This is a genomic window from Pseudomonas sihuiensis (assembly GCF_900106015.1).
GTDB classification, from domain to species: domain Bacteria; phylum Pseudomonadota; class Gammaproteobacteria; order Pseudomonadales; family Pseudomonadaceae; genus Aquipseudomonas; species Aquipseudomonas sihuiensis.
In genome coordinates this window covers 605,054-630,924 of the sequence record NZ_LT629797.1, presented here as the reverse complement: position 1 = coordinate 630,924, position 25,871 = coordinate 605,054, and the positions used below count along the sequence as shown (strand labels likewise).

Sequence of the window (25,871 nt, the reverse complement as noted above, 5' to 3'; positions counted from 1 at the left end):
GTTCACTCACCAGATGATCCCCATCGATTCTCGAACAACAATTCCGATAGCGGTCGGGGCGTGGCCCAACCCTCCTCCACCAGCATCGGCTTTTCGTAAAAGGCCTGAACCGGCCCCAGGCACAGCAGCGCTACCGGCTTGCTACCGGCCGGCATGCCCAACAATGCGGCCAGCGCCTCGGGGTCGAACAACGATACCCAACCGAGCCCGAGCCCTTCGGCACGCGCAGCCAGCCACAGATTCTGAATGGCGCAGGCCACCGAGGCCATATCCATTTCCGGCAAGGTGCGTCGTCCAAAGACATGTGCGTCGCGTCCCTCCATCAGCGCCACCGCCAGTAGCTCGGCGCAGTCGCGAATACCCTCGACCTTCAGCCGCATGAACTCGTCACTGCGCTCGCCGAGGGCCTCGGCAGTGCGCACCCGCTCGGCCTCCACCAGCTCATGAATGGACTCACGCAGTTGCGGGTCACTGACGCGCACAAAGCGCCAAGGCTGCATCAGGCCAACGCTCGGCGCGTGGTGGGCGGCTTCGAGCAGCCGCGCCAGGACCTCGGCTGGCACCTCGCCGCCGCTGAAATGACGCATATCGCGGCGCTCGGCGATGGCGCGATACACCGCCGCGCGCTCTTCAGGGCTGAAGGCATGCTCGCTCATGGACGTAACAGCGCGGCGGCCGCCTCCGGGTTGGACGGCAGGTAAAAGTGGATATAGCTGGCGGTGAGTCGTCCCAAACGATACACCGCCTCGGCTACCGGCTTGCCGTTCGGGCAGCGACCGAGCGCCAGAGGCTGCAAGGGACTTTCCAGCCGCGAGTGATGGTAACTGTGGCCACGTAGCTCGCCTTCGGGCAGCGTCACCTGCTGCAACGCCAGGGCGGTCAGCCGTGGCTGCAAGGCGGCGCTGCCCGCCAGCAGGCCGAGCATGCGCCCGCTGGCGCCTTGCTTGTCGCGCAGTTCATCAAGCAGATAGAGCATGCCGCCACATTCGGCGAGCAAGGGTTTGCCGGCCTGGTGATGAGCACGAATCGCCGCGGCCATGGGCTGGTTGCCTTCCAGCTCGGCCAGGTACAGCTCCGGATACCCGCCAGGCAGATAAAGGCTGTCCACCTGCGGCAGCTCGCGATCAGCGAGCGGTGAGAAGTAATGCAGCTCAGCGCCGAGCGCCTGCAACAGATCGAGATTGGCCTGATAGAGAAAGGCGAACGCCGCATCGCGCGCCACGCCGATGCGTACGCCAGCCAACAGCGGCGCCAGTTCATCGAACTGCGGCGCGGCGAAGCTCACCGCAGGCGGCAGGTCGACGTTGGCGCTGGCCGCCAGGGCATCGGCGGCGGCGTCCAGACGTGCATCCAGATCGGCCAACTCACCGGCCTGCACCAGCCCCAGATGGCGGCTGGGCAACTCCACCGCGGCGCTACGCGGCAACGCGCCAAACCAGCGAATGCTCGCTGGCAGCGCATCGCGCAGAATCTCGCCGTGGCGCGTGCTGGCGACACGGTTGCCGAGCACGCCGGCAAAGGGTAAGTCCGGCTGGAAGGTGGCAAGCCCGTGGGCCAGGGCGCCGAAGGTCTGCGCCATGGCCGCACCGTCGATCACGCCCAGCACCGGCACGCCAAAGTGGCGCGCCAGGTCGGCCGCCGACGGCTTGCCGTCAAACAGGCCCATGACCCCTTCGATCAGGATCAGGTCCGCCTCGCCGGCGGCCTGCCATAGCAGGCGACGGCTTTCCGCCTCGCCGACCATGGCCAGATCGAGCTGGTACACCGGCGCGCCACTGGCACGCGCATGGATCATCGGATCGAGAAAGTCCGGGCCGCACTTGAACACCCGCACCCGCCGCCCCTGACGCGTATGCAGGCGCGCCAGCGCGGCGGTTACAGTGGTCTTGCCTTGACCGGAAGCCGGTGCGGCAATCAATAGTGCCGGACAGTGACGTGTGGTCATCAGAATTCGATGCCCTTCTGTGCTTTTACCCCAGACTTGAATGCGTGCTTGACCAGGCTCATTTCGGTGACGGTGTCAGCCGCCTCAAGCATGCCTGGCAACGCGCCACGGCCGGTCACCACCACATGCTGCAGCAGCGGCCGGGCCTCGATATCAGCCAGCACCGTGTCCAGTTCGAGGTAGCCATGCTTGAGGGCGATGTTCAATTCGTCCAGCACCACCAGGCCGACCGACTCATCGCTGAGCAGATGCCGGGCGACCGCCCAGGCTTCCTGCGCCTTGGCGATATCACGTTGGCGATCCTGGGTTTCCCAGGTGAAACCTTCACCCATCACGTGATAGCTGACTTCCTCGGGAAAACGGCGGAAGAAGGTTTCTTCACCGGTGCTGGCCGCACCCTTGATGAACTGCACCACGCCGACCTTGATGCCATGGCCAAGGGCGCGCGCGACCATGCCGAAGGCGCTGCTGCTCTTGCCCTTGCCATTGCCGCTGTGCACCAGCAACAGGCCGTATTGGTCCTGGGCCTGGGCGATCTTTTCGTCGATCAGGGCTTTCTTGCGTTGCATGCGCGCCTTGTGACGGGCGTCGCGTTCGGCGGTCTCACTCATGCTGTGCTCCTGCACGTCAGGCACCCGCGCCGCCTGTTCATCGAACAGTACGAACGGCAATGAGGAAGAAGATCGCGATGATCCGCACGCACTCATCCAGGCGCCAATGGCTGGTCAGGCGAGCGGAAGACGAAAAAACACGAACGCCCCGGTAGAACCGGAGCGTTGGCCGGACAACGCCCTCCGCGATGCCGTGAAACTGCGACAGGCCGGTCTCCGGGCTTGTGAGCGAACCATGGGTTCGACGCCGCGCCTTCCCGTGCATAGCACAGTGGCTTTGAGCAGCGTTTGACTCACCTACCGTTGCGGGGGCAGCGCCGGCATTCGAACCGGCTTCCCTGTTTCACCCCTTGGCCGCCATTCACGGCAACGCGGGGCACCTGAAGCAAGGCGCGCAGGGTAGAGGCTGGCAGCCCTGCCCGTCAACGCCACTCAGTGCCTGGGCATGAACCCGGGCGGCTTGCTCGCCAACCAGTCGACGAACGTTCGCAAACGCTCGTCGCTCAGCAGTGCCTCGCGGCTGTTGTAGGTCAGCGCCAGCTCCTTTTCACTGAAAAGCCGATGAATCTGGTTATGGCAGGCGCGGCAGACCCACAGCGTGGCGGTGATACGTTCATGACGGGGGTAGCGCTTCTGCACATAAGCCTTGTCGTGCAGCGCCTTGGGAATCAGGTGATGACGGGTCAATGCGACGGGGCGTGCACACAGTTCGCAGACCTCAGGCTGAGGCGGCAGGCGAATGGGATCGACCATGGACAGTAATTCAGGGATTACGCGCGAGCTCTGGCGTGATGACCCGCTTGGCATCGAGATAGACGCCCTGCCAGTAACCGCTGGTGAGGCTGTCCAGGCGCACGGTGCCGCCGGTAGAGGGGGCATGAACGAAGCGGCCGTCACCGACATAGATCCCGGCATGACTGACGGCGCGGCCACCATTGGTGGCAAAGAACACCAGATCACCACTTTGCAGGGCGTCACGACGAACATCTGGCGTACGCATCGCACTCAGCTCACGAGTAGAACGCGGCAGGCTGATGCCAGCGGCATCACGGTAGACATAGCCGATCAGGCCACTGCAGTCGAAACCGCCATCCGGTGTATTACCACCGTAGCGATAGGGTGTTCCAACCAGGCCAAGCGCGCGAAACAGCACATCTTCGGCACCGCCCTGATAGGACGAAGAAGCAATTGGCGGCGTGTAGGCAGGCTGAGGAGAAGGGGCGCGACTGCTACAGGCACTCAGTAGCAGAACAAGAGAAATTACAGCGACACGGGTCGTGACGGGCATAAGCGAGGCGATCCTGAGCCTGAATGCGCCCTACTCTGCCCGAGACACGACGAACGGCGCAACCCTGGGGTTACGCCGTGAAACATCAGGGATGACGCCTGGCTGCGACTTGATCGTCCACTGGCGCCAGCGCCAGTACGCGCTTGGCTTGCAGGTAGCTGCGATTCCAGTAACTGTCATCCAGGCTATCGATGCGCACACCACCGCTGCGGCTGCTGCTGGAGTGGATGAACTGATCATCACCCAGGTAGATGCCGGCATGACTGACGCGACCACGACCACGATCATTGAACAGGATCAGATCACCCGGTTCCAGATCGGCGCGCGCCACCTTCGGCGCATCGAGGTTGATCAGCTCACGCGTGGAACGCGGCAGTTCCAGGCCGACTTCCTCGCGGAACAGGTAGCCGATAAAACCGCTGCAATCGAAACCAGTCTGTACCGAGCTACCGCCGTAGCGATAACGGGTACCGATCAGCGAACGCCCGAGATCGAGCAGGCTGTCGGCCAGTTGCGGCATTTCATAGGGTTGATCGTCGATCAGCGCGTTGATCTCATCATCGGCAGGTTCATCCTGCTCGATCATCAGGCGAGTCACAGGTTCGACTGCTGCATCGCTGATCGGTTGCTGCGGTTGCGTCTGCGGCGCATGGCCGGCACAGGCAGCGAGAAAGACTGTGAGTGCAATAGGCACGAGGGGTGCGAAGCGTTTTAGCATGGGCACGACCGTGTCGAGTGAATTTAACAAGTCCGCGACTATGCCCTCTATAACGCTCATTTGCAAATTCTATCGACAGAATTGTGACTCAGTGGTCTCGCCATTTCATCTAAAGCGCCCAACCATCTGCATGGTCGGGCGGCTCGGAAACCTAGCCGAGAATCTCGCTGAGCGGAATGAAACGCAACATATCACCCTCGGCCAGCGTACTGCCTTCCATGACCTCGGCTAGCCCTTCAGCCCAGGCGGCGCTGCGCAAAACGCCGGAACTCTGATTGGCATAGGGCACCACGCGCCCATGCTCCAGACGCGCGCGCAGGTACTCACGGCGCATACCCGGCTTAGCCCAGGTAAAACCTGCCGGCACCGCGAAGCCCAGTGGTTCGACCCGCTGCACCCCAAGACGACGCAACATGTAAGGACGCGCCAGCAGTCCGAAGGTGACCAGTGTCGAGGCCGGATTGCCCGGCAAACCTATTACCGGAACGCCCTGATAGTGGCCGAAGGTCAGCGGTTTACCTGGCTTGATCGCCAATTTCCACAGCGCCAGTTCGCCCGCCTCGCGCAGGGCTATGCCGAGAAAATCCGCCTCCCCCACCGAAACACCACCCGTGGAGAGGATCAGATCGACCTCGCCCAAGGCTCCCAACGCTTCGCGGGTGCGCTGCAGGTCATCGGGCAATATGCCCGCATCGACCACGCTGCAGCCCAGCCGCTGCAACCAGGCAATCAGCAGACGGCGATTGCTGTTGTAGATCTGCCCCGGCCCAAGCGCCTGCCCCGGCTCGACCAGCTCATCACCGGTGGACAGCACGGCAACGCGCAGGCGCCGACGCACCGACAGCCGTGCGGCGCCAAGAGAGGCTGCCAGCCCCAGCTCGATTGGCCCCAGGCGGGTACCGGCCGGCAGCACGCAGTCGCCGCTGCGGGTTTCCTGACCTTGAGCCCGTACGTTCTGCCCGACTTTCAGCGGCTCGCGGAAATGCACGCGCCCTGCCTCATCCAGCTCAACGTTTTCCTGCATCTCGACGGTGTCGGCACCTTCCGGTAGCGGCGCACCAGTGAAGATGCGCGCGCAGGTTCCGGGCTCCAGCGGTGTGGGCGCGGTGCCCGCCTGAATGCGCTGGCTAATCGGCAACGCCTGGCCATTGCAATCGGCCAGGCGCAGGGCGTAACCGTCCATGGCGCTGTTGGCCCAGGGCGGCAGATCCAGCGCTGCGATCAGCGGCTCGGCCAGCACACGACCATCAGCCTCGGCCAGCACGACCGGCTCGACCTGCTCGATTGGCGCCGCATCCGCCAGAGCCAGCAGGCGCTCCAGCGCCGCCTCCATGGGCAGCAGACCGGGATGATCGCAACCACTCATCCGCGTGTCTCGCAGGCGCCCACCTGTTTCAGATGCGGCACGAAGTTGCAGGGACGATGCCGTGCATCCAGTTGCTCGCCGAGAATGCCATCCCAGGCGGTACGACAGGCATTGGTCGAACCCGGCAGGCAGCACACCAGGGTGCCGTTGGCCAGACCGGCCAGCGCACGCGACTGGATGGTGGACGTGCCGATATCGGCCACGGAGATCTGCCGGAACAGCTCACCGAAACCATCGACCTGCTTGTCCAGCAGGCAGGCGACCGCTTCCGGCGTGCTGTCACGCCCGGTGAAACCGGTACCGCCGGTGATCACCACCACCTGCACCTGATCCTCGGCAATCCAGGTCGCCACCTGGGCGCGGATCTTGTAGAGGTCATCCTTTAGCAGAACGCGAGCGGCCAGTTGGTGCCCGGCGGCGGTCAGACGGTCGACCAGCAGTTGACCCGAGGTATCGGTCTCCAGCGTGCGCGTGTCGCTGACGGTCAGCACGGCAATGTTCAGCGGCACGAAAACCGCGTCGGCCTTATGGTTCATGGCAGGCATCCAATTGGGAGAGAATGGGCGCTGTTATATCACACAGCCTGCCTCCGGAGACTGCACACATGCCCGCATCCAACGCCCGCCCCACCTGCTCGGTGCTACTACTTTCCGGTGGCCGAGGCCTGCGTATGGGCGGCCGCGACAAAGGCCTGCTGGAGTGGCGCGGTCGGCCACTGATCGCGTGGTTGCATGATCTGACCAGACCGTTGAGCGACGACCTGATCATCTCCTGCAACCGCAACACGGAGCACTATGCACGCTACGCCGACCAACTGGTCGCAGATCAGGATCAGGACTTTCAGGGGCCACTGGCGGGTATCCGCGCCGGCATGGCCGCGGCACGCCACGAGCAAATGCTGGTTCTGCCCTGTGACGCCCCCCTGGTGGACCGTGCGCTGATCGAGTCACTGCTTGCCCACGCGGGGAGCCGGCCGGTGGTGATTCGCCAGGGCAACTACTGGCAGCCACTGTTCTGCCTGTTGCCTACGGGGCTCAGAGACGATCTGGAACACGCCTGGCAATCCGGTGAACGCAGCCCGCAGCGCTGGTTCGGCAACCTGGCCCCCATCGCCGTCGACTGCACGCCGGAAGATGCCCGCCTGGCCAACCTGAACACACCGGAAACGCTCGCGAACGGCATATCGCCTTGCTGAAGCGAGAAGCCCTGCGCGGAACTCATACGGCAGTTTCACGTCTGAGCGAGGGTATAGCACCTCTTTCGCACCCAAGGAGACACACCATGACCAAACGGATAATCCCCGCCCTGCTGATGGCAATCGGCTTCACTGTGCTGGCCGGCTGCTCCACGCCGTCGGTGATCACCCTGAATGACGGGCGTGAAATACAGACGGTAGACAAACCCAAGTTCGATGAAGAATCCGGCTTCTACGAATTCGAGCAACTCGACGGCAAGCGCGCCACGATCAACAAGGATCAAGTGCAGACCGTCAAGGAACTCTGAGGCGAGAGCCCGAGGCACCGCTGAAGGACAACCGGGCTCGCCCCGGCTGCAGAAAGGGATATCGGCCTGCTGATTTTTTCAGGCTAACCCCTTGTGCAGTAAAAGTTTTTCGGTAGAATACGGCTCATTCGGAGTGTAGCGCAGCTTGGTAGCGCGTCTCGTTCGGGACGAGAAGGTCGCAGGTTCGAATCCTGTCTCTCCGACCAAATCAAAAACCCGCCTTAATCGGCGGGTTTTTTATTGCCTTCGATTTGTCGGTAGCGCCTTTCAGCTCAGAAAAGCCACCACCTGCTCGGCATCGAATGGCCAGTTCAGCTCGCTTCCACTGTCGCAGCGGCGCAGCACCGGAATGCGCAAACCGTACTGCTCGACCATCCCTTCGTGCTCGGCGATGTCGATCAACTCGACCAGCAGACCATTCTCTACGAATGGCATGAGCAGCGCCTCGGCCACCTCGCAAAGGTGGCAGCCCAGGGTTCCGAAAAGTTGGCATTCAGGCGTCATGAGCGCACCTCACTATCAGCAAGGTGCGCAGTTTAGCACCGGCTGTCGATCAGCTCGCGTCAACGCCCTTGCCCGCTTGGCCAGCGAGCAGCGACTGCAAACCGTCGAGCAGACTGCGGTTGAGGCTGTCGGCTTTTTCCAGGCGCGGCAGGTCGAAGCGCTCATCGAGCGAGAAGCCGCCCTTGAGCAACTCCTTGAGCATGCCGCCGGCGTCCTGCGCCAGATCACCGGCACTGCGCAGCGCATCGAGCAGGCCCTGGGCATATTCCTGCAGCCCGGTATTGACCGCACTGGCGCCCTGCCCAGCCACGGCGCCATAGGCATCGGTGGCCTGACGCACGCTGGTCTGCGTCAGGCGCAGCGACATCGAAGCCAGTTGCTCACCGTCCATATCCAGCGCCATGGCACGGTCGAAGGCACCTGCCAGATCACCAGCGTAGAACTTGTCGGAGAGATCCTGCACCTGACTGAAAAGCTTCTCCAACGCCTTGATCTCGTCGTCGTCCAGCTCACCCTCGACATCCACCTGCCAGCCACCGATGCGCATGCTGCCAGACTGACTAGTGCCCACCACAGTGGTGGACTTACCGTCGCTGGAAGCGGCGAAACTGCTCTGCGACCAGCTGGCCGAAGCCTGTGCCACGGAAATGCGCAGGCGATCGCCATCGCGGGTCGTGACGGACAGGTCGAAGGTCTCCGCCAACGCACTGAAACGCTCGCTGTAACCGGCCACCGCAACCTTGTCCGAGGCGCCCGGGGCAGCGCTGCCGAAGCGTTTGTCGAGATCGCCGAAGCCATCCTGAATACGCTTGTAGGTATCGTCTATATCGCTGGCCACCTGCCCCTTGAGCACGCCCATGCCATCGAGAATCTTGCGCGCCTCGGCAAAGCCCTTCTCGACACCATCACGCGCCTGGGACAGCAGCTTGTCCAACTTGGCCGGATCAGCGCCAGCAGCGGCCTCGCTCTGCAGACGCTGCTCGATGAAGCCCAGAATCCGCCCCGCCACTTTCTCCGGGGTGTATTCATCACGCGACCCAGACAGCGAGCCCGACGGCACACCGAGCTTCTCGGCGAGGCGATTGGCCAAGGTGGCCTGGGCATCGGCGGCATTGCTGCGCGCCGCCAAAGCCTGGCTGGCTTGCGCAGTGCGGGAAGCGGCGGAATTCAGTGAGCTCAGAGGATTCATGACGGGGTACCCAAACAGGTTATCTGCCGAAATTAACGGCCGTTGAAAGGCAAGCTTTAACCTTTATCGACCAACGGTTATTGATTTTTCTCAGCTCGCTTGCGCTCGAACGAGATTTTCCCGATCGATGGCCAAATCCAGAAAACCCCTGACAACCGCGATCTAGAGGCCGCCCTCACTTACGCTCCAGCCACGCTCAAAGCCCCGCGAGACTAAAGTCTTACAGTCGACTCGCTATCGAGATGCTTTATTTCATCGCGCCGTAACTGGCCGGTCACATCGTGGCCGACCTGCTAATAACAACGAGGAGACAACAATAATGAGTAAGACTCCCCTCGCCCGCGCCGTGGCCCTCGCCACGCTGGGCGCCAGCCTGACCCTGCCGAGCCTGGCACAGGCTGACTTCATCGGCGACAGCAAAGCGACGCTGGAACTCCGCAATTTCTATATGAATCGCGACCTGCGCGACACGACGGCTGCCCAGCAGTCCAAACGCGAGGAATGGGCGCAGGGCTTCATCCTCAAGGCCGAGTCCGGCTTCACCGAGGGCACCGTTGGTTTTGGCCTGGACGCCTATGCGGGCCTGGGCCTGAAGCTCGACTCGTCTGATGAACGCGCCGCCACCGGCCTGCTGCCCAACGCTTTCGGCAACGAGGGGTCGGACGAATATTCCGAGCTCAGCGGCGCGGTCAAGGCACGCATTTCCAAGACCGTCGGCAAGGTCGGCGGGCTGATGCCCAAGCTGCCCATCGTCACCTCCGGCGACTCGCGCCTGCTGCCGCAGGTGTTCACCGGGGGCATGATCACCTCGCAGGAAATCGACGGCCTGACCCTCAATGGCGGTCAGCTGCGTGAAGTCAACCAACGCGCGTCCACCGACAGGGTCGATATCACCGCCACCAACGTCGGCGGCGAAAGCGACCGCTACAACTTCGCCGGTGGCGACTACAAGTTCAATGGCGGCAACACCACCGTTGGCGCGTGGTACGGCGAACTGGAAGATATCTACGACCAGAAGCTGTACAACCTGATCCACGTGCAGCCGATCGGCGACTGGAAGCTGGGCGCCAACCTGGCCTACTTCGACACCCAGGACAACGGCCGCAAACTCGGCGGCAAGCTGGATAACGACCTGACCTCGGTCAACCTCTGGGCCGGCATTGGTGCGCACACCTTCCGCGTGGGTTATCAGAAGGTCGGCGGCGACAACGCCTTCCCCTTCCTGACCGAGACCGATCCCTACATCGTCAACTACATCCAGATTCTCGACTTCACCCGCAAGGACGAGAAATCCTGGCAGGCACGTTATGACGTCAACTTCGCCAGCTATGGCATTCCGGGCCTGACGGCGTTCGTCCGCTACGTGACCGGTGACGGCTTCGACGGTGTGGGTGGCGCAAGCGGCAAGGAATGGGAACGCGACGTGGATATCAGCTACATCATCCAGCAAGGCCCACTTAAGAACCTCGGCGTGCGCTGGCGTAACGCAATGGTGCGCTCCAATGCGAGCATCGGTGATCTGGACGAAAACCGCCTGATCGTCAGCTACACCATCCCCCTGATGTAAACACTCCAGCAACACGAAAACGCCGCAACGCCTGTACCGGGTTGCGGCGTTTTTTATATGCCTGGAAAACAGTCGGAGCCATTTCTCGGCTAGGCTCTAGCGATCTCGGAGGATAACTCGATGGACGACTACCAACCCTTGGCCTGCGACCTCTACGACTACCTGGAGATCGCCTGCATGCACCGCTATCAGCTGGATATCGAGCTGATCGACGGTTCTCAGCTGCGTGGCCAGGCCCTGACCACGGAAACCACGGCGAGCAAGGAAGAGTTTCTGCTGGTGCGCACCACCGATGGCGAGCAGCGCCTGCGCATGGATCGCCTGCTGGCGATCACCCCACAGGATGCAGGCGCCAGCTTTGGTCGAGTGCTGTTGAGCGGCAATCGCTGCTGAACGCGACGCCCTACGCGAGCATGCAGTGACGCTGCGTCACCACATCAGATCATCGGGGATCTGATAGGCCGCGTAGGGGTCATCGGCATCCGGCTCTTCGACGTGGGTGTTGAGCAGGACGATGCGCGAGGCATCACGTTCCTGAATCTTCAGCGCAGCCTCGCGCGGAATGATCTCGTAACCACCACCATGACGGACAATGGCCAGCCAGCCGTTGGACAGCTTGTTGCGCACCATGGTGTTGACCGGCAGGCGCTTGACCTTCTTGTCGTCGACGAAGTTGTAGTAGTCCTCGCCGTCGAGCTTGGGCAGGCGTGAACGCTCGATCAGTTGCTTGACCTGCGCCGCGCGGGCTTTCTGCTCGGCTTTTTCCTGCTGCTGACGATTCAGCTCCTGATCACGTGCGGCCTTTTCGGCTTGCGCCTGCAGTGCGGCCTGGCGTGTGCTGTCATCCAGTTCGGCCTGGCCTTTTTGCACCAGACGCTTCTGCTTTTGCTGTTGCTTGCCAGCCTGCTTGGCCTGTTTTTCATTGACCAGGCCGGCTTTGAGCAGCTGGTCGCGCAGGGAAAGACCCATGACTAAAGATTCCGAACATGATTCAGTTGCGGCAGCGACGAGATTCGCGCTGCCAGTCCAAGGCGCCCAGCATAAGGGCTAAGCAGCGGCGGCTCCAGCCAGAAAGCCAAGCCGCAACCCGAATGCAAGCCTGGCGGCATCCATCAACAGCCAGGCGCCTACTTCTCCAGCTTCTTGGCCTCGCCCCACAGGGCATCCAGTTCCGCCAGCGAGCAACCGTCCATGCTGCGCCCGGCCTCACGCACGCTTTGTTCGATAAAGCGAAAGCGCTGCTCGAACTTGCTATTGGCCGCGCGCAATGCCGCTTCCGGGTCGACCTTCAAGTGGCGCGCCAGGTTGGTGACGACGAACAGCAGGTCGCCGATCTCCTCGGCAACCGCCTCGGCGTCGTTCTCGCTCATGGCTTCGAGCACTTCATCCAGCTCTTCGCGCACCTTGTCCACCACCGGCAGTGCCGCGGGCCAGTCGAAACCGACCTGAGCCGCACGCTTCTGCAGCTTGGCCGCACGCGAGAGTGCCGGCAGCGCCGCCGGCACGTCATCGAGCAAAGAAAGCTGCTCGGGGGCAGCAGCCTTCTCCGCACGCTCCTGTGCCTTGAGCTCTTCCCAGCGCTGCTTGACCGCAGCTTCCTCCAGCTTCGCCGCATCCGGCGCACCGTACAGATCGCCGTCGGGAAACACGTGCGGGTGGCGACGAATCAGCTTGCTGGTGATGCCATCGACCACCCGGGCAAAGTCGAAACGCCCCTCCTCCTGCGCCAGCTGACTGTAATAGACCACCTGGAACAGCAGGTCGCCGAGCTCACCCGGCAGATGCTCGAAGTCGCCACGCTCGATGGCGTCGGCGACCTCGTAAGCCTCCTCCAGGGTGTAGGGCACGATGGTCGCGTAGCTTTGCTTGAGATCCCACGGGCAGCCGTGTTGCGGATCGCGCAGACGCGCCATCAGGTGCAGCAGGTCGTCGAGTCGATACATGAAAGCTCTCGCTAGGACACGCGGTGGCGACGCGCCTCGATGATATTGGGCAACTGGCCGATACGCGCCAGCAGACGGCCAAGGGCATCGAGCCCGGGAATCTCCACGGTGATCGACATGGAGGCGGTGTTGTCCTCCTTGTTCGAACGGGTGTTGACCGCCAGCACGTTGAGCTTCTCGTTGAGCAGCACCTGGGTCACGTCACGCAGCAGACCGGAACGGTCGTAGGCCTTGATAACGATCTCCACCGGGTAGGTCTGCACCGGTACCGGCCCCCAGCTCACCTGAATCATCCGCTCCGGCTCGCGCGCAGTCTGCTGCAGCGCCGTTGGGCAATCCTGACGGTGAATGGTGACGCCACGGCCGAGGGTGATGTAGCCAACGATCGGGTCCCCTGGCAGCGGCTGGCAGCAGCCGGCCATCTGCGTCAGCAGGTTGCCGACGCCCTGGATCTGGATATCGCCACGCTTGCCCGGCTTGAAGCCCTGCGCCTTGCGCGGGATCAGCTCCAGTTGCTCGTTGCTGCGTTCCGGCTCGAGCAGTTGCTGGGCCAGGTTGACCGCATGGGCCAGGCGCACGTCGCCGGCACCCAACGCCGCGAACAGGTCCTCGGCGGTTTTCAGGTTGGCCTTCTCGGCCAGCTTGTCGAAGTCCGCGCCAACCAGGGCCAGGCGCGCCAGCTCGCGTTCGAGCAACTGCTTGCCGGCGGCGACGTTCTGGTCGCGATCCTGCAGCTTGAACCAGTGGACGATCTTGGCCCGGGCGCGGCTGGTGGTGACATAACCCAGGTTGGGATTGAGCCAGTCACGACTGGGCGTGCCCTGCTTGCTGGTGATGATCTCCACCTGCTCACCGGTCTGCAGACTGTAGGTCAGCGGCACGATACGGCCGTTGATCTTGGCCCCCCGGCAGTTGTGGCCGATCTCGGTGTGCACGCGGTAGGCGAAGTCCAGCGGCGTGGCGCCCTTGGGCAGGTCGATGGCGTGACCGTCGGGGGTGAACACGTAAACCCGATCCGGTTCGATATCCACGCGCAGCTGTTCGGCCAGGCCGCCGATATCACCCAGTTCCTCGTGCCACTCGATGACCTGACGCAGCCAGGAGATCTTCTCTTCGTAGTGGTTGGAGCCGGATTTGACGTCGGTGCCCTTATAGCGCCAGTGCGCACAAACCCCCAGCTCGGCCTCTTCATGCATGGCGTGGGTGCGAATCTGCACCTCCAGTACCTTGCCTTCCGGCCCGAGCACGGCGGTGTGCAGCGAGCGGTAGCCATTTTCCTTGGGGTTGGCGATGTAGTCGTCGAACTCCTTGGGAATGTGCCGCCACAGGGTGTGCACGATACCCAGGGTGGTGTAGCAGTCGCGCACCTCCGGCACCAGCACCCGTACTGCGCGCACGTCGTAGATCTGGCTGAACTGCAGGCCCTTGCGCTGCATCTTGCGCCAGATCGAATAGATGTGTTTCGCCCGGCCACTGATGTCGGCCTTGATGCCGGTGGCTTCCAGCTCCTGGCGCAGATGGGCCATGGCGTCGTTGATGTACTGTTCGCGATCGAGACGGCGTTCGTGCAGCAGCTTGGCGATCTGCTTGTACTGCTCAGGCTCCAGGTAGCGGAAGGACAGATCCTCCAGCTCCCACTTGATGTGGCCGATCCCGAGGCGGTGAGCCAGCGGCGCGTAGATGTCGAACACCTCGCGCGCCACGCGCTGACGCTTCTCTTCGTCGGCTTCCTTGACCGCGCGAATGGCGCAGGTACGCTCGGCCAGTTTGATCAGCGCCACGCGCACGTCATCGACCATGGCCACCAGCATCTTGCGCAGGTTCTCGACCTGCGTCTGCGAGCCGACCACTACCGATTCACGCGGATTGATACTGGCGCTGATCGCCGCCATGCGCAGCACGCCTTCGATCAGCTTGGCCACCACCGGACCGAAGCGCTGGTGCACCGCAGCCAGGGTGATCTTGCCTTCACGTACGCCGCGATAAATGATCGCCGCGACCAGCGAATCCTGATCGAGTTTTAGATCGGCGAGGATTTCCGCGATGTCGAGGCCGGCGCGGAATGTAGATGCGTCCTCACTCCAGTGATGCGGTGTGGTGTTGGCCTGCTGCTCCAGATCACGGGCGAACTCGCAGGCTTCTTGCAATGCCTGACGATCCAGCGCCGGATCGACGCGAGTGACATGCTCCAACCAGGCCTCGAGATTGATGCTGCCGTCATCGTTGACTGGCTGATGCGCTCTCACCTGAACCATCGTCTTACCTTCCCTACGGCGCGCATAGGTCGCACCGAGCAGTCGCCGGCCTTCTCTGAGCCGGTCGGATTAACTGAAAGAATGCGCATCCTGCACATCCCTGCGGTACCGAACGTACCGCTTTGGCCCAAGACCTAAATCTCGGGTTTCTCGAATAGAGCCATCGCCTCGACATGCGCCGTCTGCGCGAACATGTCGAGAATCCCGGCGCGGCGCAGGCGATAGCCCTGCTGCACCAACTCGGCCGCATCGCGCGCCAGAGTGGTCGGATTGCAGGAGACGTAGACCAGGCGCCGCGCGCCCAACTCACTCATCCCACGCACCGCCTGCAACGCGCCATCGCGTGGCGGGTCGAGCAGCACCGCGGTAAAACCGCCACGCGCCCAGGCCTCGGAGGCCAGCGGGTTGGACAGATCGGCACGGAAAAAGTGCGCATTGTCCAAGCCATTGTTGTGCGCGTTGCCAGCGGCACGCTGCACCATCGCCTCGACGCCCTCCACAGCCACCACTTCAGCAGCCTGACGCGCCAGCGGCAGGGCGAAATTGCCCAGGCCGCAGAACAGATCCAGCACCCGCTCACCAGGTTGCACTGCCAACCAGTCTAGCGCCTGAGCGACCATCGCCTCGTTGACCAGACCATTGACCTGCACAAAATCGCCCGGCCGATAAGCCAGTCGCAGGTGCCAGCGTTGCAACTCAAAGCCCAGCTCGGCGCTCTGCTCGTCAGGCTGCGGCTGCCCTTCACCCTGCAACCACAGCTGCGCACTATGCTCGCTGCAGAATGCGCGCAGGCGGTTCAGATCAGCCTCCGCCAGCGCTGCCGTGTGCCGCAGCAGCAACGCTTCGGCAGTACCACTGAAGAGTTCCACGTGCCCGACTGCCTGCGGCTTTTCCAGGCTGCGCAGCAACGCCGGCAACGCGCTGAAAATAGGCTGCAAAGGCTGTACCAGCACCAGGCACTCATCGATGGCGACAATGTCCTGGCTGGCCTCTGCGCGAAAGCCGACCTGCAGTTGACGCGCCTTGGCGTCCCAGCGCACGGCAACACGCGCGCGGCGGCGATAGCCGAACTCGGGACCGGCCAGCGGCGCTGCCCACTCATCCGGCTGCACGCCGCCCAGGCGTGAAAGCTGCTCGGCCAGCGTGCGCTGTTTCAGGGCCAACTGATCGGCGTGGGGCATGTGCTGCAGGTTGCAGCCGCCGCAGCGGTCAGCATGAATGCAGGGCGCCGCACGGCGCTCGCTGCTGGCGGCGATGATGCGTTCGGCGCGCGCCTCGACGGTCTGGCTGCGGGCACTGAGTACCCGTGCCTCGACCTGCTCGCCGGCCAGGGCGCCACTGACGAACCAGGTGCGCCCGCCTTCGAAGGCGATGCCGCGACCGTCACCGGCCAGGCGTTCGATGGCGAGCTTCTGCTTCTTGCCGACCGGGACCTGCGCCGCACGGCTGCCGCCGCTGGGCTGAAAGCGCAGGTTGGAGCTGCGTCTGGCCATCAGTGCGCCGGTTCTTCGTAAACGCCGGTGGACAGGTAACGGTCGCCACGGTCGCAGATGATCGCCACCAGCACCGCGTTCTCCACCTGTTGCGACAGGCGCAGCATGCCGGCCACCGAACCGCCGGACGAAACGCCGCAGAAGATGCCCTCTTCCCGCGCCAGGCGCCGCATGACGTGCTCAGCCTCGGCCTGGCCCATGTCCATCACCTGATCGACACGTTCGGCCTGATAGATCTTCGGCAGGTACTCCTGCGGCCAGCGACGGATGCCGGGGATGGCCGAGCCTTCCTGCGGCTGCAGCCCGACGATCTGGATCGCCGGGTTCTGCTCCTTGAGGTAGCGCGAGGTACCCATGATGGTGCCGGTGGTGCCCATGGAGCTGATGAAGTGGGTGATGGTTCCGCCGGTCTGGCGCCAGATTTCCGGGCCGGTGCCGCTGTAATGCGCCTCGGGGTTGTCACCGTTGGCGAACTGGTCGAGCACCTTGCCGCGCCCTTCGGCCTGCAGCCGCTCGGCCAGATCACGAGCGCCCTCCATGCCCTCCTCCTTGCTGACCAGGATCAGCTCGGCGCCATAGGCGGTCATCGCCCACTTGCGCTCGGCGGTGGAGTTGTCCGGCATGATCAGGATCATCTTGTAGCCCTTGATCGCCGCCGCCATCGCCAGGGCAATGCCGGTGTTGCCGCTGGTGGCTTCGATCAGGGTATCGCCAGGCTGGATATCGCCACGCAGCTCGGCGCGGTTGATCATCGACAGTGCCGGACGATCCTTGACCGAACCGGCCGGGTTGTTACCTTCCAGCTTGACCAGCAGGGTGTTGCTGGTTTCACCGCCCAGGCGTTGCAGGCGTACCAGGGGGGTATTGCCGATGCAGTCGGCAATGGTGGGGAATTGCAGGGTCATGGGTCGCTCGAATCCAGACTGACGCGAAGGGGCATCATGATACGCCGAACCCGTCGCTTCATCACGCCATGATCGGTTGCAGGCGGTGATCAAGCCTTGCCCCGTATGCAATCCGGGATTGTCTGGCGGTGACCCGGACTGCATCCGGGCCATATGCCACCTCTTTTATTGCGCGGCAGCGAAAGCCTTCAGAGTGCTCATCAGGCCCTGATAGCCGCCAGTGGCGATATACCAGGTCGCTGGCTCGAGATAGAACACCTTGCCATCGGCCCAGACCTTGCTGGCTGCTATACCGGCATGCTTGCCCAGCGTCTCGTCGGCCTTGCCTTCGCCGCCGGTTGCCGCACCACGGTCGAGGATCACCAACCACTGCGGCTGTTCTTTCAACGCCGCCTCCAGGCGCACCTTTTGCCGCTCGCGCAGTTGCCTGGCCTCGGGCGAATCAGGCGCCGGGCGCACCTGCGCCACGCTCGCCGGGTCCACCGACTCGACCACCGAACGAGTACCCAGCACTTCGTTGAGCATGCCGAAACGCTCGCCCGGCGCATGCAGCATCAGCGCGTCGTTGACGGTGAACAGCGTCAGCGAGCTCTGGCCGGTAGTCTTTGCATGAACGGCAGCCAGCTCCTTGTTCAGCTGCGCTTGCAGCTGCACAGCCTGCTCCTGCTTGTCGAAGATCTCGCCCAGCACTTTCAGATTACCCTGCATGCCCGCCAGGAAGTGGTCTGGGGCGATGCTCAGGTCGATGGTCGGCGCCAGCGCCGAAAGCGCCTCGAACTGATTGCTGGAGCGGCCACCGATGATAATCAGGTCCGGCTTGAGACGCTCCAAAGCCGCCTGATCCGGCTCGAACAGGGTGCCAACATTGACGGTCTTGCGCCCTTCGTATTTCGCCTTCAGGTAGGCCGGCCCTGACATCTGCGGCACGCCTTCGGCGGCGATGCCAAGGGCGTCGAGCGTGTCCAGTACGCCCAGGTCAAAAACGGCGACGCGCGTGGGCGCCTGGTTCAGTGTCAGCTTGCCCTGCCCATGTTCGATGGCCAGCGGGTAGGCGGCCTGGGCGGCTGACACGGCGCACATCAGCGCGCCAAGGTGCAACAGGTTGATTAGGGTACGCTTGAACAGCGTCATATCGCTTTCCTCACTTTTTGAGTATTCGTGGATGCCGCAGCGGCGCGCCAGGAACTGGCGGCAAAGGCCACCCGGAGAGGCTCCAGGGCGGCCTGATTAAGGCGCTGCGGATCAGAAGTTCTGCGTCAGACCGAACACGTAGCGCCTGCCATCGAGGTTGTAGGCGTAGTCATCGTCGGTGGTGACTTCCTTGTTGGTGACGTTGTACACACCGAACTTCAGGCTGAGGTCCTGGGTCGGCCTGTACACCAGGCCGACATCGGCGAAGGTATAGGACGGGTAGGTCACGCCGTTGCTGGCAGCACCACTGGTGCCGGTCTGCCAGCGGCCGGATGTCTCGCCCCGGTAGTTGAGCTGAGTCCAGAGGTTCAATTTGTCCATGGCCTGCCAGTCCAACGAGACGTTGAACATGTGCTTGGCCATGTCGTTGAGCGGCTCACCCTTGTACTGACCGGTCTTCTGCTCCGTGCTGGTATAGGTGTAGCTGTGGCGGTACATCAGGTTGTCGAGCAGTTGGTAATCCAGGGTGAACTCAACGCCCCTGAGCTCCGCCTCGTCCACGTTCTCGTAGGCGGTGTAGCCGTACTGATGCGCCGGGTAGGTGGTGCCGTTGTACACACAGGGCACGTTCGGCTGGCAGACGCGGCCAGTGCGGTTGATCTTGTCCTTGTAGTCGGTCTGATAGACAGTCAGGGTCGTGTTGAGGCCCAGATCGAAGTTTTCGTAGCCGATGCCGATCTCGCGGTTGAGGCTGGTCTCCGGCGTCAGCTCGGGGTTGCCGATGATTACGCCGCCCCTTGAGCTGGAGCCAAAATCGGTTGCGGCCTGGCGTAGGCTGGGCGCCTTGTAACCGGAGGTCACGCCGCCCTTGAGGGTGAAGTTCTCGGTCAGGTGATACACGGCATAGACCTTGGGACTGACTTCGCTGCCGAACGCCTCGTTGTCGTCGTAGCGGGCACTGAGGGTCAGCGACAGGTCGTCGGTCAGGCTCCAGTTGTCTTCCAGGAAGATCGAATTCTGGTAGCGTTCCATCTCCACGACGGCATCGGCAACCGCAACGACCGGCGGACGCAGACCGCTGCTGGCACCGTCCTTGAGCTCTTCGTACTTGTGGGTCAGGCCACCTGTCAGTGCATGGGAGCCAAGGAAATAGGTCGCCTGGGTGTTGGCCGTCAGCACGTTGTACTCGATGCCATTGCCGGTATTGGCGTTGACCCGCGTCGGGTTCTCCGAGGTGTCGTAGTTGACGTAGGTATCCAGCAGCAGGTTGTCGTAACGCCCTTCGTGGGTGATGGCGTAGGTCTTGAGGATCGACTCGTTGTAGCTCGGCTCGTCGGCCACGTCGATGCTCTTGCCCGGATTGGCCCAACGGCGTTGCAGCGCTTCGTTGTAGTTGAAGGTGACCAGGTTCTGCTCGTCGATGTTCCAGCCCAGCTTGCCGCCCAGGTTGCTTCTTCTGTACCTGGGGTCGGAGGCAGCGCTGTCGTCACCACCGAGGAAATGGCTTTCGTCCTGATGCAGGAACGAACCATTGACCTGCAAGGCCAGCACATCCTCGATCAGCGGCGCATTCAGATAGGCACTGGTCTGATAACCGTCCTCGTTCACCTTGTTGGCGCCATCGGCCAGGCTGTACTCGGTGGTGATGCTGCCGGCGAACTCGTTGCGGATTTTCTTGGTGATGATGTTGATCACCCCGCCCATCGCATCGGAGCCATACAAGGACGAAGCCGGCCCCCGAATGACCTCGATGCGCTCGATCGCCTCGATGGGTGGCAGAAAATTGATCGGCGTACCGTTCTGGGTACCGTTGAGGCCGAAGGAGTCGTTGCCCTGCATCGGCCGCCCATCGATCAGAAACAGCGTATAGCCCGAGGTCATGCCGCGGATCTGGATCGAGCGCTCCACACCGCCACCGGCAATCTGCACCCCAGCCACATTTTTCAGCGCGTCGGTGATATCGGTGTAGGAGCGCTTCTTCAGTTCTTCTGCGGAGATGACGGTGATGGCGGCAGGCGCATCCTTGACGCTTTGCTCAAAGCCCGTAGCAGTGACCACTACCGCCCCAAGCTCCAGTTGCTCGGACTTTTCCTCGGCCCCCGCCGAACAGGCCAGCGAGGCCAGCGTGACAGCCAGCAGGGTTTTGTTGAATCGAGGCCGAGACGATACAGCGAGGCGTCGCTGGTTGAGTGACATGTGGATTGCTCCCAGTGATCAAGGTAAATCGAGTTGTCGGCTTGTTGCCAGCGGCCGTCCTGCACAGGAACTCGAACCCTGCACTCCCCCGGACATAGGCTTCACTGGCTGACCCAACTCGGAACATCGGCGCCAAGCTCTGCCGTGGTCAGCGGGAGCAAATGGCCGAAACCAAGCGAAAGGGCCGTGGCAAAGCCTCGGATGGACAACACGCCATCGAGAGCGAGCACTAGGAAGAAAAAGAAGCGCTACTACTTGCCGGCCCTGCCGGGTCAGACGCAAATAGTAAGAATTTACATTTGAGAGTAAATCTAATTTACGAACTATACACTTTGCAGCCGCAGCTTCAGTCGCAGACCGGGTCGTGCATTCTCTGCCCAGAGGTGCCCACCCTGGGTAGCGATCATGCTGCGCGCAATGGCCAGCCCCAGGCCGAAACCGTCACCACCCGGGCGGGCCGCGCTGAGCCGGGTGAAGGGACGAAAGATGGTCTCCAACTCGCTCTCGGCGACGCCCGGCCCCTGGTCCTCGATGCACAACAGCCATTGCTCCCCTTCGCGCTGTCCGGCCAGACGCACCACACCACCCTCCGGCGAGTGGCGAATGGCATTGCGCAGGATGTTCTCCAACGCCTGCGCCAGGCCGTTGAGATTGCCCAGCACCCGGCAATCGGCCGGCAACTCGCAGGGCATGCGCTCGATGGGCCAGCCGGTCTCGAAGCCGGCGTTTTCCCTCAGCACATCCCAGAGCCTGACGATGTCCACTTCTTCCAGCGGCAAGCTGGGCCGTTCGGTGTCCAGCCAGACCAGCTCCAAGGCATCCCCGACCAGCTTTTCCATTTCCTCGACTTCACGGGCCAGACGCTGACGCAGGGCCTCGACGTCCTGTTCGCTCTCCCCGGCCACGCGCAAGCGGGCCAACGGCGTGCGCAGTTCGTGCGACAGGTCGCGCAGCAACTGGCGCTGGAACCCCACGGTGCCCTGCAGGCGCTCGGCCATATGATCGAAGGTTCGTGCCAGCTCACCCAGTTCATCCTTGCGCCGCGTCACCTGCGGCCCGAGCCGAGCAGACAGGTCGCCTGCGCTGAGTGCCGCGGCCTGACGCCTGAGGATCGCCAGCGGAGCGATCAGCAAGCGATACAGCAGAACGGCCACGACCACAGCCAGCACGGCCGGCAGCACGCGCTGCAGCAGCAACTCCCACAGTTCGTTGTACTTGCGCGGATTCAAACGCCGCGGCAACTCCATCACCAGCCGGGCATTGCCGTCGCTGAAAGGAATGTAAAAGGTCGGCGTGCCGCCTGGCCGTCCGACCGGGAACTCCAGCCTGCGCACGAAATCGAGGCGCTGCGCCTGTTCGGCCGTCAAGGTTTGCGAGGACAGCGAGTCCTTGTGCTGATCGACCACCACCGCCCAGATCTGCTCACGCTCCTGCAGCCGCTGCAGAAAGACATCGACGCCTGCTGCGCCCTCCTCGCGCCACGTCGTTTCCGCCTCCCGGGCATAGCCTTTGAGCGTCTGCCGGGTGGATTCGGGTAGATAGGAGGTCGCATCGATCAGCTCACGGCCGACATCCACATGCAGACTGACCAGCAGCAGGCAGAACAGCGCCAATGCTCCGGCCAGCCGCCAGAGCAGCGAATGTCGCCCCGGCAGGTTCATGCCCCGGCCTGTGTCAGGATGTAGCCCTTGCCCCAGACGGTGTCGACACGTGTCGCCTCGTAGCCGACGGCCTGCAATTTGCGACGGATATGACTGACGTGCATGTCCAGGCTGCGGTCGTGCTGAGCGTAAGCGCGGCGCAGCGCCTGCTGATAAAGGAAGGGTTTGCTAAGCGCCTCGTCCTTGTGCCGCCAGAGCAGTTCCAGCACCCGGTATTCGCTGGGCGTCAGGCCGACCCAGGTGCCACAAACGGCCACATCGCTACGGCCCTCGTCGAACTGCAAACCGTTGCCCTCTGTACTCGACTGCGGCTCGCGGCGCTCATAGGCGACACGCCGCAGGATCGCATCCACGCGAACGCTCAGCTCGCCCAGGCTGAAGGGCTTGGGCAGATAGTCATCGGCGCCCTGACTGAAACCGGCAATGCGGTTCTGCTCATCGCCCAACGCAGACATCAGCAGAACCGGCACGCTGCAGCGCTGGCGCAATTGCTGCAGCGCCACCAGGCCATTGGTGCCGGGCAACAGGATATCCATCAGGATCAGATCGAAATCCTCGTTCTCCGCCAAGCGCAACCCATCACTGCCGTCATGGCTGAGAGTCACATCGAAACCACGGGCCATCAGGTGAGATTGCAGGTGACTGGCAAGCAGAGGGTCGTCCTCGACAGCGAGGATCCGGGTTGGAGAGGCGGAGCTGGCGTTCATGGAGAGAAACCGAAAATACAAAATGAGAACAATTCTACCTACTAAACGACAATCGCTCACCTACAGATTCCGCCGCGCTGAATCGCTACACTGCCCAGATGTCATTAAGGAGGAACGTCGTGTTCAAGGATCTAGGCATCAAAGGCCGCGTGCTGCTGCTCACCCTGTTCCCCACCAGCCTGCTGGCGCTGGTGCTGGGTGGCTATTTCACCTGGGTGCAACTGTCCGGTTTGCAGACGCAGCTGCTGCAGCGCGGTGAGATGCTGGTCGAACACCTGGCGCCCCTGGCGGCCCCCGCGCTGGAACAGCAGGCCACGAAAAAACTCGAGCGTATCGCTCAACAGGCACTGGAGCACCCGGATGTGCGTGCGGTGGGTTTTCTCAGCCCTGAGCGCACGTCACTGGCACATGCCGGGCCCAGCATGCTCAACCCATCACCCAGCAGCCAGGCCGGCGTCAGCCTGCTCAGCGGTCAGGACGCCACGCGTTTTCTACTACCGGTCTACGACCAGCACCTGGTGCTGAGCGACGACTTCGCTGAGGACCGCCAATTGGAGCTGCTCGGCTGGGTCGAACTGGAGCTTTCGCATCAGGGCACCTTGCTCAGCGGCTACCGCAGCCTGTTCGCCAGCCTGCTGCTGATCGCCGGTGGTCTTGCCGTCACCGCCCTGCTCGCCCTGCGCATGGGCCGCAGCATCAACGAGCCATTGCGCGAGATCAAGGCCGGTGTCGCCCAACTCAAGGACGGCCACCTGGAAACCCGCCTGCCGCCGCTGGGCAGCCATGAGATGGATGAGCTGGCCGCCGGCATCAACCGCATGGCCGAGGCCCTGCAGAATGCGCAGGAAGAACTGCAGCACAGCATCGAGCAGGCCACCGAGGACGTACGGCAGAACCTGGAAACCATCGAGATCCAGAACATCGAGCTGGACTTCGCACGCAAGGAGGCTCTGGAAGCCAGCCGCATCAAGTCCGAGTTCCTGGCCAACATGAGCCACGAGATCCGCACCCCGCTCAACGGTATCCTCGGCTTCACCAACCTGCTGCAAAAGAGCGAGCTCAGCCCGCGCCAGCAGGATTACCTTTCGACCATCGAGAAATCCGCCGACAGCCTGCTCGGCATCATCAATGAGGTGCTCGATTTCTCCAAGATCGAAGCGGGCAAGCTGATGCTCGAATCCATCCCCTTCAACCTGCGCGACCTGCTGCAGGACACCCTGACCATCCTCGCTCCCGCGGCCCATGAAAAGCAGCTGGAGCTGGTCAGCCTGATCTACCGCGACACCCCGTTGGCTCTGCGCGGTGATCCGCTGCGCCTGAAGCAGGTACTGACCAACCTGGTCAGCAATGCGATCAAGTTCACCCGCGAAGGCACCATCGTCATGCGCGCCATGGTCGAGGACGAAAGTGCCGACAGCGCGCAACTGCGTATCAGCGTGATGGACACTGGCATCGGCCTGTCGGATGAAGACCTGCGCGCGCTGTTCCAGGCCTTCAGCCAGGCCGACAACTCGCTCAGCCGCCAGGCCGGTGGCACCGGCCTCGGCCTGGTAATTTCCAAACGCCTGATCGAGCAGATGGGCGGCGAGATCGGCGTCGACAGCACCCCGGGCGAAGGCTCTGAGTTCTGGATCACCCTGACCCTGCCCAAGGCCCGCGACGACGCCGAAGACCTGCCACGTGCCGCCCTCCAGGGCCGTCGCGTGGCCGTGCTGGAAAGCCACGAGCTGGCGCGCCAGGCGCTGGCCCACCAACTCGAGGACTGCGGCCTGGAAGTAGAAAGCTTCGCCGATCCTAGCCAACTCTTCGATGCGGTTAACCAGCAGCAGAATCAGGAACGACCGCTGAGCCTGGCTGTGCTTGGCATCACCGCCAGCCAGCTACCGCCCGACAGCCTCGGCCAGCGTATCCAGGAGCTCGACCGGCTCGGCTGCAAGGCCCTGGTGCTGTGCCCGACCACCGAACTAGGGCTGTTTCACGACTCGCTGCCCGATGCCTACGCGCAACTCCAGGCCAAACCACCCTGCACACGCAAGCTGTACAAGGCGCTGGTGGAACTGGTCAGCCCGCAACGCCCGGCCAGCGAGTCGCTGACCATCAGCAACACGCGCCGACCGCAAATCCTCTGCGCCGACGACAACCCGGCCAACCTGCTGCTGGTGCAAACCCTGCTCGATGACCTCGGCGCTCAGGTCACCGCCGTGGACAGCGGCTACGCGGCTATAGAAGCGGTACAGCACGGCAGCTTCGACCTGGTGTTCATGGACGTGCAGATGCCCGGCATGGATGGCCGCGAAGCCACCGAAGCGATTCGCCAGTGGGAAAGCGAACAGGGTCGCAGCGCCACGCCAATCATCGCCCTTACTGCCCACGCGCTGGCCAACGAGAAGCGCGCCCTGCTGCAAAGCGGCATGGACGACTACCTGACCAAGCCGATCAACGAACGCCAACTGGCCCAGGTGGTGCTCAAGTGGACGGGGCTGAATCTGCGCAACCAGCCCAATCAGAGGATTGCACCGGCTGCTGCGCCGCAGTCGCAACCCAAGGTACTCGACGCCGAAGAAGGCCTGCGCCTGGCCGCAGGCAAAGCCGATCTGGCGGCGGACATGCTGAGCATGCTGCTGGCCGGTCTGCCCGGCGACCGCCAGGCCATACGCCAGGCACGCGATGCCGGCGAACGCACCGCCCTGATCGAGCGAGTGCATCGCCTGCACGGCGCCACGCGCTACTGTGGCGTACCGCAACTGCGCCTGGCCTGCCAGCGCAGCGAGACCTTGCTCAAACAGGACGACCCCGAGGCCCAGCGCGCCCTGGACGAACTGGACGCCGCAATCGCGCGCCTGACCGAAGCGGCGGCACAAAGCGCCTGAGGAACTGCCATGCGTATCT

Annotated in this window: 24 protein-coding genes, 1 tRNA gene and 1 riboswitch; of the genes, 6 read left to right on the top strand and 19 right to left on the bottom strand. The window is 63.0% G+C overall.

Annotation, left to right across the window (positions count from 1 at the left end; all coding sequences use genetic code 11):
• Positions 1-2: 2 nt before the first annotated feature.
• From bluB to moaB, 8 genes are all read right to left on the bottom strand, one after another.
• On the bottom strand, positions 3-656 hold the full coding sequence (bluB, locus tag BLT86_RS03225) for a 5,6-dimethylbenzimidazole synthase (RefSeq protein WP_092374584.1): 654 nt from the start codon (positions 654-656) through the stop codon (positions 3-5).
• Positions 653-1,945 carry a cobyrinate a,c-diamide synthase gene (locus tag BLT86_RS03220; RefSeq protein WP_092374581.1) on the bottom strand — a complete coding sequence of 431 codons (1,293 nt, stop codon included), beginning with the start codon at positions 1,943-1,945 and terminating at the stop codon, positions 653-655. The genes bluB and BLT86_RS03220 overlap by 4 nt, the downstream gene beginning before the upstream one ends.
• Entirely contained in the window at positions 1,945-2,556 is a 612-nt protein-coding gene (gene cobO, locus BLT86_RS03215) for a cob(I)yrinic acid a,c-diamide adenosyltransferase (RefSeq protein WP_092380307.1), read from the bottom strand. Before cobO ends, BLT86_RS03220 begins: the two co-directional genes overlap by 1 nt.
• A 190-nt stretch (positions 2,557-2,746) precedes the next feature.
• Positions 2,747-2,955: riboswitch (cobalamin riboswitch) on the bottom strand.
• Between the two features lie 33 nt (positions 2,956-2,988).
• On the bottom strand, positions 2,989-3,309 hold the full coding sequence (locus BLT86_RS03210) for a hypothetical protein (RefSeq protein WP_017677470.1): 321 nt from the start codon (positions 3,307-3,309) through the stop codon (positions 2,989-2,991).
• A gap of 10 nt (positions 3,310-3,319) precedes the next feature.
• Positions 3,320-3,844 carry an NlpC/P60 family protein gene (locus BLT86_RS03205; RefSeq protein ID WP_092374578.1) on the bottom strand — a complete coding sequence of 175 codons (525 nt, stop codon included), beginning with the start codon at positions 3,842-3,844 and terminating at the stop codon, positions 3,320-3,322.
• Between the two features lie 85 nt (positions 3,845-3,929).
• Positions 3,930-4,562 (bottom strand): C40 family peptidase, encoded by a 633-nt coding sequence (locus tag BLT86_RS03200; protein ID WP_092374575.1) that lies wholly within the window; start codon positions 4,560-4,562, stop codon positions 3,930-3,932.
• Positions 4,563-4,713: 151 nt separating this feature from the next.
• Positions 4,714-5,928 carry a molybdopterin molybdotransferase MoeA gene (locus tag BLT86_RS03195; RefSeq protein WP_092374572.1) on the bottom strand — a complete coding sequence of 405 codons (1,215 nt, stop codon included), beginning with the start codon at positions 5,926-5,928 and terminating at the stop codon, positions 4,714-4,716.
• Positions 5,925-6,464 carry a molybdenum cofactor biosynthesis protein B gene (gene moaB / locus BLT86_RS03190; RefSeq protein ID WP_045732987.1) on the bottom strand — a complete coding sequence of 180 codons (540 nt, stop codon included), beginning with the start codon at positions 6,462-6,464 and terminating at the stop codon, positions 5,925-5,927. Before moaB ends, BLT86_RS03195 begins: the two co-directional genes overlap by 4 nt.
• Positions 6,465-6,532: 68 nt before the next feature.
• On the opposite strand from moaB, the gene mobA reads away from it, so the two are divergent.
• From mobA to BLT86_RS03175, 3 genes are all read left to right on the top strand, one after another.
• A complete protein-coding gene (gene mobA, locus BLT86_RS03185; protein WP_092374569.1) occupies positions 6,533-7,123 on the top strand; it encodes a molybdenum cofactor guanylyltransferase MobA in 591 nt (196 codons plus the stop codon).
• An 86-nt stretch (positions 7,124-7,209) separates the two neighbouring features.
• Positions 7,210-7,431: a YgdI/YgdR family lipoprotein gene (locus BLT86_RS03180; RefSeq protein WP_017677476.1), complete on the top strand. Its 222-nt coding sequence runs from the start codon at positions 7,210-7,212 to the stop codon at positions 7,429-7,431.
• 129 nt (positions 7,432-7,560) lie between these two features.
• Positions 7,561-7,637, top strand: a tRNA-Pro gene (locus BLT86_RS03175).
• A 61-nt stretch (positions 7,638-7,698) separates the two neighbouring features.
• On the opposite strand, the gene BLT86_RS03170 is transcribed toward BLT86_RS03175, so the two are convergent.
• Together BLT86_RS03170 and BLT86_RS03165 are read right to left on the bottom strand one after the other, a co-directional pair.
• Complete coding sequence (locus tag BLT86_RS03170) at positions 7,699-7,935, bottom strand: glutaredoxin family protein (RefSeq protein ID WP_003461739.1); 237 nt, start codon at positions 7,933-7,935, stop codon at positions 7,699-7,701.
• A gap of 49 nt (positions 7,936-7,984) precedes the next feature.
• Positions 7,985-9,124, bottom strand: coding sequence for a DUF5610 domain-containing protein (locus BLT86_RS03165; protein WP_075746731.1), 1,140 nt, complete (start codon positions 9,122-9,124; stop codon positions 7,985-7,987).
• 319 nt (positions 9,125-9,443) lie between these two features.
• On the opposite strand from BLT86_RS03165, the gene BLT86_RS03160 reads away from it, so the two are divergent.
• Both BLT86_RS03160 and BLT86_RS03155 read left to right on the top strand, forming a co-directional pair.
• Entirely contained in the window at positions 9,444-10,691 is a 1,248-nt protein-coding gene (locus BLT86_RS03160) for an OprD family porin (RefSeq protein WP_092374566.1), read from the top strand.
• Between the two features lie 120 nt (positions 10,692-10,811).
• Positions 10,812-11,084, top strand: coding sequence for a Rho-binding antiterminator (locus BLT86_RS03155; protein ID WP_017677479.1), 273 nt, complete (start codon positions 10,812-10,814; stop codon positions 11,082-11,084).
• A gap of 36 nt (positions 11,085-11,120) precedes the next feature.
• On the opposite strand, the gene BLT86_RS03150 is transcribed toward BLT86_RS03155, so the two are convergent.
• The 9 genes from BLT86_RS03150 to BLT86_RS03110 form a co-directional block, all read right to left on the bottom strand.
• Positions 11,121-11,660 carry a DUF2058 domain-containing protein gene (locus tag BLT86_RS03150; RefSeq protein WP_017677480.1) on the bottom strand — a complete coding sequence of 180 codons (540 nt, stop codon included), beginning with the start codon at positions 11,658-11,660 and terminating at the stop codon, positions 11,121-11,123.
• Between the two features lie 158 nt (positions 11,661-11,818).
• A complete protein-coding gene (mazG, locus tag BLT86_RS03145; protein ID WP_092374563.1) occupies positions 11,819-12,634 on the bottom strand; it encodes a nucleoside triphosphate pyrophosphohydrolase in 816 nt (271 codons plus the stop codon).
• 11 nt (positions 12,635-12,645) lie between these two features.
• The gene (gene relA, locus BLT86_RS03140; protein WP_021490068.1) at positions 12,646-14,889 is read right to left on the bottom strand and encodes a GTP diphosphokinase; all 2,244 of its coding nucleotides are present in this window, start codon (positions 14,887-14,889) and stop codon (positions 12,646-12,648) included.
• Positions 14,890-15,023: 134 nt separating this feature from the next.
• On the bottom strand, positions 15,024-16,382 hold the full coding sequence (rlmD, locus tag BLT86_RS03135) for a 23S rRNA (uracil(1939)-C(5))-methyltransferase RlmD (protein WP_092374560.1): 1,359 nt from the start codon (positions 16,380-16,382) through the stop codon (positions 15,024-15,026).
• Entirely contained in the window at positions 16,382-17,287 is a 906-nt protein-coding gene (cysM, locus tag BLT86_RS03130) for a cysteine synthase CysM (protein WP_017677484.1), read from the bottom strand. The genes rlmD and cysM overlap by 1 nt, the downstream gene beginning before the upstream one ends.
• A 165-nt stretch (positions 17,288-17,452) precedes the next feature.
• Entirely contained in the window at positions 17,453-18,418 is a 966-nt protein-coding gene (locus tag BLT86_RS03125; RefSeq protein ID WP_092374557.1) for a siderophore ABC transporter substrate-binding protein, read from the bottom strand.
• Between the two features lie 111 nt (positions 18,419-18,529).
• Complete coding sequence (locus tag BLT86_RS03120; protein ID WP_092374554.1) at positions 18,530-20,614, bottom strand: TonB-dependent receptor domain-containing protein; 2,085 nt, start codon at positions 20,612-20,614, stop codon at positions 18,530-18,532.
• A 323-nt stretch (positions 20,615-20,937) separates the two neighbouring features.
• Positions 20,938-22,275, bottom strand: coding sequence for a sensor histidine kinase (locus BLT86_RS03115; RefSeq protein ID WP_092374551.1), 1,338 nt, complete (start codon positions 22,273-22,275; stop codon positions 20,938-20,940).
• Entirely contained in the window at positions 22,272-22,982 is a 711-nt protein-coding gene (locus tag BLT86_RS03110; RefSeq protein WP_092374548.1) for a response regulator transcription factor, read from the bottom strand. Before BLT86_RS03110 ends, BLT86_RS03115 begins: the two co-directional genes overlap by 4 nt.
• Before the next feature lie 119 nt (positions 22,983-23,101).
• On the opposite strand from BLT86_RS03110, the gene BLT86_RS03105 reads away from it, so the two are divergent.
• Complete coding sequence (locus tag BLT86_RS03105; RefSeq protein WP_092374545.1) at positions 23,102-25,852, top strand: response regulator; 2,751 nt, start codon at positions 23,102-23,104, stop codon at positions 25,850-25,852.
• Positions 25,853-25,871: the final 19 nt, after the last annotated feature.

Excerpts from the sequence above, each read along its gene's own strand:
- BLT86_RS03155 (WP_017677479.1), top strand. The coding sequence starts at position 10,812 with ATGGACGACTACCAACCCTTGGCCTGCGACCTCTACGACTACCTGGAG.
- moaB (WP_045732987.1), bottom strand. The coding sequence starts at position 6,464 with ATGAACCATAAGGCCGACGCGGTTTTCGTGCCGCTGAACATTGCCGTG.
- relA (WP_021490068.1), bottom strand. The coding sequence starts at position 14,889 with ATGGTTCAGGTGAGAGCGCATCAGCCAGTCAACGATGACGGCAGCATC.
- BLT86_RS03160 (WP_092374566.1), top strand. The coding sequence starts at position 9,444 with ATGAGTAAGACTCCCCTCGCCCGCGCCGTGGCCCTCGCCACGCTGGGC.
- BLT86_RS03125 (WP_092374557.1), bottom strand. The coding sequence starts at position 18,418 with ATGACGCTGTTCAAGCGTACCCTAATCAACCTGTTGCACCTTGGCGCG.
- mobA (WP_092374569.1), top strand. The coding sequence starts at position 6,533 with ATGCCCGCATCCAACGCCCGCCCCACCTGCTCGGTGCTACTACTTTCC.
- BLT86_RS03115 (WP_092374551.1), bottom strand. The coding sequence starts at position 22,275 with ATGAACCTGCCGGGGCGACATTCGCTGCTCTGGCGGCTGGCCGGAGCA.
- BLT86_RS03110 (WP_092374548.1), bottom strand. The coding sequence starts at position 22,982 with ATGAACGCCAGCTCCGCCTCTCCAACCCGGATCCTCGCTGTCGAGGAC.
- bluB (WP_092374584.1), bottom strand. The coding sequence starts at position 656 with ATGAGCGAGCATGCCTTCAGCCCTGAAGAGCGCGCGGCGGTGTATCGC.
- BLT86_RS03205 (WP_092374578.1), bottom strand. The coding sequence starts at position 3,844 with ATGCCCGTCACGACCCGTGTCGCTGTAATTTCTCTTGTTCTGCTACTG.
- BLT86_RS03195 (WP_092374572.1), bottom strand. The coding sequence starts at position 5,928 with ATGAGTGGTTGCGATCATCCCGGTCTGCTGCCCATGGAGGCGGCGCTG.
- BLT86_RS03170 (WP_003461739.1), bottom strand. The coding sequence starts at position 7,935 with ATGACGCCTGAATGCCAACTTTTCGGAACCCTGGGCTGCCACCTTTGC.
- rlmD (WP_092374560.1), bottom strand. The coding sequence starts at position 16,382 with ATGGCCAGACGCAGCTCCAACCTGCGCTTTCAGCCCAGCGGCGGCAGC.
- mazG (WP_092374563.1), bottom strand. The coding sequence starts at position 12,634 with ATGTATCGACTCGACGACCTGCTGCACCTGATGGCGCGTCTGCGCGAT.
- BLT86_RS03165 (WP_075746731.1), bottom strand. The coding sequence starts at position 9,124 with ATGAATCCTCTGAGCTCACTGAATTCCGCCGCTTCCCGCACTGCGCAA.
- BLT86_RS03150 (WP_017677480.1), bottom strand. The coding sequence starts at position 11,660 with ATGGGTCTTTCCCTGCGCGACCAGCTGCTCAAAGCCGGCCTGGTCAAT.
- BLT86_RS03180 (WP_017677476.1), top strand. The coding sequence starts at position 7,210 with ATGACCAAACGGATAATCCCCGCCCTGCTGATGGCAATCGGCTTCACT.
- BLT86_RS03210 (WP_017677470.1), bottom strand. The coding sequence starts at position 3,309 with ATGGTCGATCCCATTCGCCTGCCGCCTCAGCCTGAGGTCTGCGAACTG.
- BLT86_RS03200 (WP_092374575.1), bottom strand. The coding sequence starts at position 4,562 with ATGCTAAAACGCTTCGCACCCCTCGTGCCTATTGCACTCACAGTCTTT.
- BLT86_RS03220 (WP_092374581.1), bottom strand. The coding sequence starts at position 1,945 with ATGACCACACGTCACTGTCCGGCACTATTGATTGCCGCACCGGCTTCC.
- cysM (WP_017677484.1), bottom strand. The coding sequence starts at position 17,287 with ATGACCCTGCAATTCCCCACCATTGCCGACTGCATCGGCAATACCCCC.
- BLT86_RS03120 (WP_092374554.1), bottom strand. The coding sequence starts at position 20,614 with ATGTCACTCAACCAGCGACGCCTCGCTGTATCGTCTCGGCCTCGATTC.
- cobO (WP_092380307.1), bottom strand. The coding sequence starts at position 2,556 with ATGAGTGAGACCGCCGAACGCGACGCCCGTCACAAGGCGCGCATGCAA.